General features: G+C 69.1%; 11 protein-coding genes. 8 read left to right on the top strand and 3 right to left on the bottom strand.

From position 1 onward, the window contains the following. Positions 1 to 3: 3 nt before the first annotated feature. Genes NUW81_RS07600 through aroF form a run of 3 tightly spaced genes read right to left on the bottom strand, consistent with a single transcriptional unit; the run spans position 4 to position 3,115 of the window. Positions 4 to 603: an anthranilate synthase component II gene (locus NUW81_RS07600; RefSeq protein WP_245112066.1), complete on the bottom strand. Its 600-nt coding sequence runs from the start codon at positions 601 to 603 to the stop codon at positions 4 to 6. Continuing rightward, the gene (locus tag NUW81_RS07595) at positions 600 to 2,105 is read right to left on the bottom strand and encodes a chorismate-binding protein (protein ID WP_245112060.1); all 1,506 of its coding nucleotides are present in this window, start codon (positions 2,103 to 2,105) and stop codon (positions 600 to 602) included. Before NUW81_RS07595 ends, NUW81_RS07600 begins: the two co-directional genes overlap by 4 nt. Next, positions 2,102 to 3,115 carry a 3-deoxy-7-phosphoheptulonate synthase gene (gene aroF, locus NUW81_RS07590; RefSeq protein WP_245112057.1) on the bottom strand — a complete coding sequence of 338 codons (1,014 nt, stop codon included), beginning with the start codon at positions 3,113 to 3,115 and terminating at the stop codon, positions 2,102 to 2,104. The genes NUW81_RS07595 and aroF overlap by 4 nt, the downstream gene beginning before the upstream one ends. Positions 3,116 to 3,427: 312 nt before the next feature. Between aroF and NUW81_RS07585 the strand changes: the two genes are divergently transcribed. The 8 genes from NUW81_RS07585 to hisIE are packed head-to-tail and all read left to right on the top strand — an operon-like array spanning position 3,428 to position 10,235. After that, complete coding sequence (locus NUW81_RS07585) at positions 3,428 to 3,760, top strand: YerC/YecD family TrpR-related protein (RefSeq protein WP_245112055.1); 333 nt, start codon at positions 3,428 to 3,430, stop codon at positions 3,758 to 3,760. Next, complete coding sequence (gene hisG, locus NUW81_RS07580; RefSeq protein ID WP_245112051.1) at positions 3,757 to 4,644, top strand: ATP phosphoribosyltransferase; 888 nt, start codon at positions 3,757 to 3,759, stop codon at positions 4,642 to 4,644. The genes NUW81_RS07585 and hisG overlap by 4 nt, the downstream gene beginning before the upstream one ends. Further along, positions 4,641 to 5,939, top strand: a complete 1,299-nt coding sequence (hisD, locus tag NUW81_RS07575; protein ID WP_245112049.1) for a histidinol dehydrogenase — start codon at positions 4,641 to 4,643, stop codon at positions 5,937 to 5,939. Before hisG ends, hisD begins: the two co-directional genes overlap by 4 nt. Continuing rightward, positions 5,936 to 7,585, top strand: coding sequence for a histidinol-phosphate transaminase (hisC, locus tag NUW81_RS07570; RefSeq protein ID WP_245112047.1), 1,650 nt, complete (start codon positions 5,936 to 5,938; stop codon positions 7,583 to 7,585). Before hisD ends, hisC begins: the two co-directional genes overlap by 4 nt. Then, positions 7,582 to 8,166 carry an imidazole glycerol phosphate synthase subunit HisH gene (gene hisH / locus NUW81_RS07565; RefSeq protein ID WP_245112044.1) on the top strand — a complete coding sequence of 195 codons (585 nt, stop codon included), beginning with the start codon at positions 7,582 to 7,584 and terminating at the stop codon, positions 8,164 to 8,166. The genes hisC and hisH overlap by 4 nt, the downstream gene beginning before the upstream one ends. Further along, positions 8,163 to 8,885, top strand: coding sequence for a 1-(5-phosphoribosyl)-5-[(5-phosphoribosylamino)methylideneamino]imidazole-4-carboxamide isomerase (locus tag NUW81_RS07560; RefSeq protein WP_245112042.1), 723 nt, complete (start codon positions 8,163 to 8,165; stop codon positions 8,883 to 8,885). The genes hisH and NUW81_RS07560 overlap by 4 nt, the downstream gene beginning before the upstream one ends. After that, entirely contained in the window at positions 8,872 to 9,639 is a 768-nt protein-coding gene (gene hisF / locus NUW81_RS07555) for an imidazole glycerol phosphate synthase subunit HisF (protein WP_245112039.1), read from the top strand. The genes NUW81_RS07560 and hisF overlap by 14 nt, the downstream gene beginning before the upstream one ends. Continuing rightward, positions 9,636 to 10,235, top strand: coding sequence for a bifunctional phosphoribosyl-AMP cyclohydrolase/phosphoribosyl-ATP diphosphatase HisIE (hisIE, locus tag NUW81_RS07550; RefSeq protein WP_260508487.1), 600 nt, complete (start codon positions 9,636 to 9,638; stop codon positions 10,233 to 10,235). Before hisF ends, hisIE begins: the two co-directional genes overlap by 4 nt. Positions 10,236 to 10,240: the final 5 nt, after the last annotated feature.

Genomic DNA, 10,240 nt, shown 5'->3' with positions numbered 1-10,240 from the left:
CTTTCAGGCGGCTTTGGCGGGGCGGTCGAGACAGGCTTTCGCCCATGCAAGCATGTTGGCGACGAGCCGGTCGCCCCGCGGCGTGAGGATGGATTCGGGATGGAATTGCAGGCCGAGCTGGAGGCCGGCTTCGTCGCGCACCGCCATCGCCATGCCGCCATGTTCGGCATCGACGGCGAATCGCGCGGGCAGGTCGGAGACAGGGGTGCAGAGCGAATGATAGCGGCCGACGATCAGCGGATCGGGCAGCCCCGCCAAGACGCCGTCGCCGCGATGGGCGAGCCGTGCGGTTTCGGCATGGGCGGGCGCGGCGGCGCGGCGAACGCGCCCGCCGGCGGCCTCGACGATGGCCTGGTGGCCGAGGCAGATGCCGATCAGCGGGACAATGCCGCGCGCCTTCACGCATAGGTCGAGACAGCAGCCCGCGCTCGCCGGATCGCCCGGGCCAGGGCCAAGGAGCAGCGCGCCGCCATTGGCGCTTTCGAGCGCTTTTTCCGCACTGATGCTATTGCGAAGCACCTGCATTTCGGCCCCCGCGACCGCAAGCGCATCGACGAGATTGAAGGTGAAACTGTCGCGATTGTCGATCACGGTGAACTTCATGCCGCCGCTCCCAGCGCGGCCAGTACCGCGCTTGCCTTGGCGCGCGTTTCGGCGGCTTCGGCGGCCGGATCGCTATGTGCGACCACGCCGGCGCCCGCGCGGACGCGGGCGATGCCATCGGTCACGAAGGCCGAGCGGATCACCACCGCGCTGTCGAAGGCGCCGCGTCCGGTAAGGACGCCGATGGCGCCGCCATAGAAGCCGCGCTGCGTCGCTTCGTGACGGCGGACAAGCTCGATGGCGCGCAGCTTGGGCGCGCCCGACAGGGTGCCGACGTTGAGACAGGCGCGGATGGCATCGACCGCATCGCGACCCTCCGGCAGCAGGCCCTCGACGGTCGAGACGATGTGCATGACGCGGGCGAAGCGTTCGACCCGCATCAAGCTGGTCACCCGCCGCGTGCCGGGCCGCGCGATGCGGGCGACGTCATTGCGGGCAAGGTCGACCAGCATGAGATGCTCGGACACTTCCTTGCCATCGAGCCGGAGCTCGGCCTCGAGCCGGTCGTCCTCGTCGGCGCTGGCGCCGCGCGGACGGGTGCCCGCGATCGGGCTGACCGACAGCCGAACCCCGTCCGCGCCGGGCTCGAGCGCGATGGCATTTTCGGGCGAGGCACCGAACAGCGTGCCGTGGCGGGTTTCGGCGAAAAACTGGTAGGCCGAGGGGTCGGCGGCGACGAGGCGACGGAAGGCACCGAGGGCGTCGGGACAGGGGAGGGAGAAGCTGCGGCTCGGCACCGCCTGGAAGATCTCGCCTGCGGCAATCTCGCCCTGCAACGCCTCGACCGTGGCGGCGAAGTCCAAGTCATCCATATCGACCGACGGCGCGCCTGCGACCGCTTCGCGAAGCGGCGGCACCGGTGCCTGTTCGATCCGCGCGGCGAGCTTGCCGAGCTTCTCCTGCGCGAGGCAGGACAGGCGGTGATCTTCCCCGCGCTCACCGGTGACGGCGGCGATGGCGAGCACCCGTGCAGCGCCCGAGGCCTCGACGACCACCAGCGTCTCGGCGAGACGTGCGACGAGGTCGGGCAGCGGGCCTTCGGGGGCGGCGACCGCGATGCTCTCGACCATGTCGGCATGATCGAAGCCAATGAGCGTGAACAGCGCGAGCCCGTAGGCGTCATCCTCGTCCGCCCCGAGTGCCGCGGCGGCGCGCAAGAGATGCAGCGGGCTAGTCCGTCGGCCGCGCTCGCCCTCATCGCCCTTTTCGTCGGGCGCGTCGAAGACGAGCCGAGCCGATTCGCCGTCGCGCTCCACGACCTGTGCGGAGAGCGGCGCGAGCAGCGGATCGAGCAGTGCGGCGCCCTGTGCGCCCGCCACCCGCACCTCGGCCTCGCGCCCCTTGGCATCGACCGCCAGCGCGCTGTCGCACAGGATGACGCTCGTCCCGCCGGTGCGACGGAACAGCATCCGCGCACGCCCTTCGGCATGGAGCGCGGCGAACAGGCTCACCGGATCGTGCACGCCGGGCAGGCGGCGCGAGAGGAGGCGGAGATGGCTCACAGCTCGCGGCCCAGCGCGTGGAGCAGCCGCGACAACTGGTGGCCGAGCGCCTCCATCTGCTCGGGATAGAGGGACTGCGGCCCGTCGGACAAGGCGGTGGCGGGATCGACATGGACCTCGACCATGACGCCATCGGCGCCCGCCGCGGCGGCCGCCAGCGCCATCGGCGCGACGAGGCTGCGCTTGCCCGTGCCGTGGCTCGGGTCGACGATGACGGGGAGGTGGGTCTTCTCCTTGAGCAGCGGCACGGCGGCGAGGTCGAGCGTGTTGCGCGTCGCCGTCTCGAAGGTGCGAATGCCGCGCTCGCAAAGGATGACATCCTCGTTGCCGCCGGCCAGCACATATTCGGCCGCCATCAGCAGGTCGTCGATCCGCGCCGCCATGCCGCGCTTCAGGATCACCGGCTTGCCGCACTGGCCGACCGCTTTCAGCAGTTCGAAATTCTGCATGTTGCGGGTGCCGATCTGGATGGCGTCGGCGGCCTCGAGAAAGAGGTCGAGGTCGCGCGCATCGACCATCTCGGTGACGACCGGCATGCCGAGCTCGTCGCCCACTTCGCGGAGCAACGACAGGCCCTCGGGGCCCTTGCCCTGGAAGCTGTAAGGGCTGGTGCGCGGCTTGTAGGCACCGCCGCGCAGGATCCGCGCTCCGCCCGCCTTCGCCGCCTTCGCCGAGGCGCGCAACTGCTCCTCGCCCTCGACCGCGCAGGGCCCGCCGAACAGGGCGAAGCGGCCGCCGCCCACCGCGACGTCACCCACCTTCACGCGGCTGTCGTGCGGGTGGAGGTCGCGCGCGGCCAGCTTGTAGGGGGCGAGGATCGGCTTCACGCTCTCGACCGAGGGTTCCGCCTCCAGTGCCAGTTCGGCCAGCACGCGCTCGTCACCTAGCGCGCCAAGGACGACGCGTTCGGCGCCCGGCATGTGGAGCGGCTTCAGGCCCTTTTCCTCGATCCGCCCGAGGAGGCGGTCGATGGTGTCCTGGCTGGCGTCGGGTTTCATTACGATGATCATGGGTCGGGTCTCTTGTTCTCGAAGGGGGGAGAAGGAGAGCGGACCTGATCGAGGTCATGAAAAAGCCCGCTCGGTGGCGGGCTGTGGGTTCACGTCAATCGTGAGCGCAGCGCCGCCGTCAGGACGAGCGCCACCACCACTGCAGGGCAGCGGCATTGAGGCTGTGAACGGGTGCGGTCTTACGCATGCATGCGAGAGAGCCCCATTTTCCGGCCGGCGTCAAGCGGCAAAAAGTCGGTAGGCGGACGGTCTTGCAATCACGACGAACATCGCTACATCCATGCCAGCGTTTTAACACGTTGGAACAAGAATATGGTGGAAATCCGGGATAACGATCAAAGCGCGGCAGGCGAATCGCGCGCCGAAGCGCAGGCTCAGCTCGCGCTGGTGCTTGCACGTCTCAGCGATCCGCAGGCCGTCGCCATGCTGCTCGACGACCTCTGTACGCCAGCCGAGCGCCGCGCATTGGCCGAGCGCTGGCACGTCGCGCGCCTCCTCGCCGAGGAGCGCTACACCTACCGCCAGATCCACGACCTGACCGGCGTGTCGACGACCACCATCACGCGCGTCGCGCGTTTCCTCAAAGGCGGTGATGCGGGCGGCTATCGCGCCGCGCTGGCCGCGACGACAAAGGACGACCAATGACCGCGACCATGACCCGCCTGCGCATGGCGGTACAGAAATCGGGCCGCCTCGCCGACGCGGGCGAGGGCCTCTTGTCCAAGGCGGGGCTCCGCATCCGCAGCGCCAAGGGCCAGCTCACTGCCCGCGCGACAAATTTCCCGCTCGACCTCATGCTGGTGCGCGACGACGACATCCCGACGCTGGTCGGTGATGGCGTCTGCGACCTCGGCATCGTCGGGTTGAACGTGCTCGAGGAATATCGCCTCGATCCCGCCAACGAGGATGTTGACGTGCTGGCGCGGCTCGGCTTCGGCGGCTGCGCGCTCAAGGTCGCCATCCCCGTCGCCGAGGACTGGTCGCTCGGCCTCCTCGAAGGCAAGCGCATCGCCACCAGCTACCCGCTGCTGACCCGCGCCTTCCTCGAGAAGGAGGGGATTAGCGCCGAAGTGGTGACCATGCACGGGGCGGTCGAACTCGCACCGCGTCTCGGTATCGCCGATTATGTCTGCGACCTCGTCTCCACTGGCCAGACGCTGGAAGCCAACGGCCTCAAGCCCGTGCATACGATCCTCGAATCGGAAAGCGTGCTGATCCGCACCCGTGCGACGCTCGCCGACGAGCAGGTCGACCGCGCCGATGCGCTGAAGACCCGGATGCTCGGCGTCATCGCGACGGCGGAGAGCAAATATATCGTCCTCAACGCGCCCGAAAGCGCGCTGCCCGAGATTACGCGCATCCTGCCGGGCGCCGAGGCACCAACGGTGATGCCGCTCCTCGGGATGGAAGGCCATGTCGCCATCCAGGCCGTGGCCCGCGAATCGGTCTTCTGGGAGACGCTCGAGGCGCTCAAAGCCGCCGGCGCGCGGGACATCCTCGTCATGCCCATCGAGAAGATGATGCTATGACCGGCGTGATCGACTGGACCGGCCTCGACGATGCCGGACGAAAGACTGCGCTCGCCCGCCCGCAGCAGCGCGAGGACGCCTCACTGCAGGACGCCGTGCGCGACATCATCGCCGACGTGCGCGATGGCGGCTGGGATGCGCTGTGCGCCATCGCCACCCGCATCGACGGCAGTGCGCCCGGTGCGCTCGAGGTCGCCCCTTACGCAAAGCGTGCCCGCACCGAACTTCCTGCCGAAGCGCTGGCGGCCATCCGGCTCGCCGCCGACAATATCGAGACTTTCCACCGTGCGACCCTGCCGCAGCCGGTCAGCGTCGAAACCATGCCGGGCCTCACCGTCGAGAAACGATGGGCTCCGCTCGGCAGCGCCGGGCTCTATGTCCCGGGCGGCAAGGCGCCGCTCTTCTCTACCTTGCTGATGCTCGCCATCCCGGCGCGCGTCGCCGGTGTCGAGTGGCTGACCGTGGTCACCCCGCCCCGCCCTGATGGCGGTCTCGACCCTGCCGTCGCGCTGGCCGCCGAAATCTGCGGCGTCGAGCGCATCTGGACCGTGGGCGGCGCGCAGGCGATCGCCGCGCTCGCCTTCGGCGCCGGCGACATCGCCCCCGTCGACCGTATCTGCGGCCCCGGCAATGCGTGGGTCGCCGCCGCCAAGCGGCAGGTGTCGAGCCTGCCCGGCGGCCCCGGCATCGACTTGCCCGCCGGTCCCAGCGAACTGCTCGTCATCGCCGATGCAACCAGCGATCCCGCGCGCGTCGCCGCCGACCTCCTGAGCCAGGCCGAGCATGACCGCGATGCGCAGGTCCTCCTCGTCTCGACCAGCGATGGCGCCATTGCCGCCGCGCTTGCCGAGGTCGACCGGCAGGCTGCCGACATGGGCGGCGACTTCGCCCCCGTGCGGGCGATCCGCTGCGCCGACCTCACGCAAGCCGTGACGATCGCCAACGCCTATGCCCCCGAGCATCTCAGCATCGCGCTCGCCGATGACGTCGCCGCCGACCTTGCCGCGCGCATCACCGACGCTGGCGCGGTCTTCGTCGGCGAAGGGGCTGCCGAGAGCTTCGGCGACTATCTCGCCGGTTCGAGCCACGTCCTGCCGACCGACGGCGCGGCGCGCTACACCGGCGGCGTCACCGCGCTCACCTACCTGAAGGCGATCAGTATCCAGCGCATCAGCCCCGACACTGCCCGCCGCCTTGCCGCCCCCGCCGCCGCCCTCGCGCGGCTCGAGGGGCTCGAAGCCCATGCCCGCGCCGCCGAGATCCGCGGCGCCGCCATCAAGGAACCCGCCCTGTGAGCGAGCAACCCATCGGCGACCGCCTCGCGCGCCGCGACCTGCGCCAACTGCCGCGCACCGACCTTGCCGGTGCGCCGGTCCCGGGCACCATCCGTCTCGATGCCAACGAGAATCCCTATGAGCCGCTCGCGGGCGGCCGCGACATCAACCGCTATCCCGAGCCCCAGCCCGATACGCTGCGGCGGCGGATGGCGGGCCTTTACGGCGTTTTCCCCCAGCGCCTGTGGGTGACGCGCGGCAGCGATGACGCCATCGACCTTCTCTGCCGCGCTTTCCTGCGGCCGGGCGAGGATCGTATCCTCGTCGTCGAGCCGACCTTCTCGGCCTATGCGCAATTCGCCCGCATCCAGGGGGCGAAGGTCGACAGCGTTCGCATGGACGGGGACTTCGCCTTCGACGCGGGCGCAGTGCTGAGGGCGGCCAAGGATGGGCCGGCGCCAAAGCTCCTGTTCCTGTGCACCCCCAACAACCCCACGGGCACACCGATCGCGGTCGAGACCGTGCGCGATATCGCCGCCGCTCTCCCCGACACGCTGGTCGTCGCCGACGAGGCCTATGGCGAATTTGCCGATGCGCCGAGCCTTGCCCCTGATGCCGGCAATGTCGACAATCTCGTCGTCCTGCGTACCCTGTCTAAGGCCTATGGCCTTGCCGGCGCCCGCATCGGCTGCGCCATTGCCGATGCCAATGTCATCGACTGGCTCGCGCGCGTGTCGCCGCCCTACCCGCTGCCCGGTCCGTCCATCGCCGCCGCATTGGGCGCGCTGGCGCCCGAGCGCATGCCGATCCACAGGGCCCGCATCGCCGACCTCCTCGCCGAGCGCGCGCGCCTTGCCGCGCTTTTGCGTGGAGTCGACGAGGTGGAAGCGCTCTATGAGGGCGGCAATTTCCTTTTCCTAACCGTCGCCGATCCCGAAGGGCTTGCACAACGCCTCGAAGCGGCGGCCGTCAAAGTCCGCTTCCGCCCCAATGCCGCACCGGGCGGGGTCCGCGTCACCATCGGTACCGAAGCCGAGAATCGCGCCTTGCTCGCCGTCTTCGGCATTACCGATGCGGCGCCGCGCCGCCGCCGGGCGAGCGTCACCCGCGATACTGCCGAAACGCGCATCGCGGTTGCGGTCGATCTCGACGATCCCGAGCCCAAGCGGCAGATCTCGACCGGCATCGGCTTCTTCGATCATATGCTCGACCAGGTCGCGAGCCACGGCGGCTTTTCGCTCACGCTCGCATGCACCGGCGACACGCATATCGACCCGCACCACAGCATCGAGGATGTAGCGCTCGCGCTCGGCGCCGCGCTCGACAAGGCACTCGGCGACCGTGCCGGCATCGGCCGCTTCGGCTTTGCGCTGCCGATGGACGAAACCCGCGCCGAGGTTCTCGTCGACCTGTCGGGGCGCCCCTATGCCAAGTTCGACGGCAGCTTTACGACCGAACATCTCGGCGAATTCCCGACCGAGATGACGCCGCACGTCTTCCGCAGCCTTGCCGACAGCATGCGCGCCGCGATCCATGTCAGCGTCGAGGGCGAGAACGATCACCACAAGGTCGAGGGTGCCTTCAAGGCCTTCGGTCGCGCGCTGCGCCAGGGCCTCGCTACCGGCGCGAGCGGCAAGGGCATCCCCTCGACCAAGGGGTCGCTGTGACCGCGCTGGCCCTGATCGACCTTGGCTATGGCAATGTGGAATCGGTCCGGCTCGGCTTCGAGCGCGCCGGTGCCGAGCCGCTGCGCACTGCCGACCCCGACGTCATCGCCGGTGCCGATCGCGTCATCCTGCCGGGTGTCGGCCACGCCGGCTATGCGATGGAAAAGCTCGAGATGGCGGGGCTCGCCAACGTTCTGCGCGAGCGCACGCGGCCCACGCTCGGCATCTGTGTCGGCATGCAGCTGCTGTTCGAAGGCTCCGAAGAGACCGCCCGCCCCCTGCTCGGCATCCTGCCTGGAAAGGTGACGTCACTGAAGCCCGCGCCCGGTCGCCCCGTCCCACACATGGGCTGGACGCGGCTGGAGGGCGTGAGCGAAGGTCTGGGGGTTGCCAATGGCGACCATGTCTATTTCGCGCACAGCTATGCCTGTCCGTCGACACACGCGGATGGGGCCAGCGCCACCTATGGCCGCACCTTCCCAGTCATCGTCCGCCACGGCCCCTATTGGGGCGCGCAATTCCATCCCGAACGGTCGTCCGCCCCCGGCGCGGCCTTCCTGAAGGCGTTTCTCCGCTCATGATCCTGCTCCCCGCTCTCGACCTCATGGACCGCAAGCCCGTGCGGTTGCGGCAGGGCGATTTCGACGCCCGCACCGACTATGACCCCTCGCCCGCCGACGCCCTCGCCGCCTTCCGCGAGGCGGGCGCGGAGATGGCGCATGTCGTCGACCTCGACGGTACGCGCGCGAAAAGTCCCGTCCAGCACGACCTCCTCATGGAGCTCGCCCCGATCCTGCCACTTCAGGTCGCCGGAGGCATCCGCGGCACCGCTCACGCCAAGCCGCTGTTCGAGGCGGGGGTCGCGCGCGTCGTCGTCGGGAGCCTCGCCCTCAACGAGCCGCAGGCTTTTGCCGACATGCTCGCCTATTTCGGCCCCGAGCGCATCACGCTGGCGCTCGACGTCAACTTGCGTGACGGCGTGCCGATGGTCGCCAAGCACGGCTGGGCAGAGGATAGCGGCAAGGCGCTGGACGAGGTGCTCGGCCAGTTCCCCGCCATCCGCCATCTGCTCGTCACTGACATCGCCAAGGACGGCATGATGCAGGGGCCCAACACCAACCTCTATCGCACGCTCGCCGAAAGCTGGCCCGACAAGGCGGTGCAGGCCTCGGGCGGCGTCGCCAGCCTCGACGACCTTGATGCCCTGCGCGATGCGGGCGCTGCCGCGGCCATCACCGGCAAGGCGATCTGGGAAGGCGCTTTCACTGTTGCCGAGGGGGTCGCCCGTGCCCGCGGCTAGGATCATCCCCTGTCTCGACGTCGCCGACGGGGTGGTCGTCAAGGGCGTGCAGTTCCGCGATCACCGCGTCATCGGGGATATCGTCGAGAATGCCCAGCGTTATGCGCGCGAGGGCGCCGACGAGCTCGTCTTCTACGACATTACTGCCAGCGCCGACGGGCGCAGCGTGGAGGTGGACTGGGTCCACAAGGTCGCGACCGTCATCGACATTCCCTTCAGCGTGGCGGGCGGGATCGACAGCGTCGACAAGGCCGCCGCCGTGCTTGGCGCGGGCGCCGACAAGGTCAGCGTCAACTCCCCCGCGCTGCGCGAGCCTGCGCTCATCACCCGCCTCGCCGAAGCCTTCGGGCGGCAATGCGTGGTGCTGGGGATCGACAGTTTCACCGACGAGCAGGGCGTGCTTCGCGTGAAGAAATTCACCGGGCGCCCCGAGGCGACGCAGGATGCGGGACTGGAGACCATCGCCTGGGCGCGCGAGGCCGTGGCGCTCGGCGCGGGCGAGATCGTGCTCAACGCCATGAACAATGACGGCGTGCGGCAGGGCTATGACCTGCCCCAGCTCGAAGCGCTGTGCGCGGCGGTCGACGTTCCGGTCATCGCCTCGGGCGGCGCCGGCACGCCGGCCCATTTCGCCGAGGCCTTCGGAGTCGGCTGCTCGGGCGCCTTGGCGGCTAGCGTCTTCCATGACCGCCGCATCGCGATTCCCGAGCTGAAGGATTATCTGGAAAAAGAAGGGCTGGAGGTGCGCCGATGATCGATGTGAATGCGCTCGCCTGGGACAAGATGGACGGGCTGCTGCCTGTTGTGGTGCAGGGCGGCGATGATGGCCGCGTGCGCATGCTCGGCTACATGGATCGCGCGGCGCTCGAGGCCACGCTCGAGACCGGCACCGTCACCTTCTTCAGCCGCTCCAAGCAGCGTCTCTGGGTCAAGGGCGAGACCAGCGGCAACACGCTCAGCGTGATTTCCATTCACGCCGACTGCGATTCGGATGCGATCCTCGTCATTGCAGAACCAGCGGGTCCGACTTGTCACAAGGATATGGACAGCTGTTTCGACTTGGACACCGCGCCGCATTTTCTCGCGCGCCTCGAAGCGGTGATCGCCGAACGCGCCGCGGCCGATCCGGACGAGAGCTACACCGCGCGCCTCCTTTCCAAGGGCACCAAGCGCGTCGCCCAGAAGGTCGGCGAGGAAGGGGTGGAGGCCGCGCTCGCCGCCACGGTGGGCGACCGCGACGAGCTGACAAACGAGGCCGCCGACCTCCTCTACCACCTTCTCGTGCTCCTGAAGGACCAGGGGCTCGCGCTATCCGACGTCACCGACGAGTTGCAGCGCCGCCACGGCTGATCTAG

Origin of the sequence: Sphingomicrobium aestuariivivum, assembly GCF_024721585.1 — a bacterium.
In the GTDB taxonomy this organism is placed as follows: Bacteria; Pseudomonadota; Alphaproteobacteria; order Sphingomonadales; family Sphingomonadaceae; genus Sphingomicrobium; species Sphingomicrobium aestuariivivum.
This window is presented reverse-complemented; position numbering and strand designations above follow the sequence as displayed.

Bases quoted from the DNA above. Each gene is read 5' to 3' on its own strand.
- NUW81_RS07600 (WP_245112066.1), bottom strand. From the start codon at position 603: ATGAAGTTCACCGTGATCGACAATCGCGACAGTTTCACCTTCAATCTC.
- aroF (WP_245112057.1), bottom strand. From the start codon at position 3,115: ATGATCATCGTAATGAAACCCGACGCCAGCCAGGACACCATCGACCGC.
- NUW81_RS07585 (WP_245112055.1), top strand. From the start codon at position 3,428: ATGGTGGAAATCCGGGATAACGATCAAAGCGCGGCAGGCGAATCGCGC.
- hisG (WP_245112051.1), top strand. From the start codon at position 3,757: ATGACCGCGACCATGACCCGCCTGCGCATGGCGGTACAGAAATCGGGC.
- hisD (WP_245112049.1), top strand. From the start codon at position 4,641: ATGACCGGCGTGATCGACTGGACCGGCCTCGACGATGCCGGACGAAAG.
- NUW81_RS07560 (WP_245112042.1), top strand. From the start codon at position 8,163: ATGATCCTGCTCCCCGCTCTCGACCTCATGGACCGCAAGCCCGTGCGG.
- hisIE (WP_260508487.1), top strand. From the start codon at position 9,636: ATGATCGATGTGAATGCGCTCGCCTGGGACAAGATGGACGGGCTGCTG.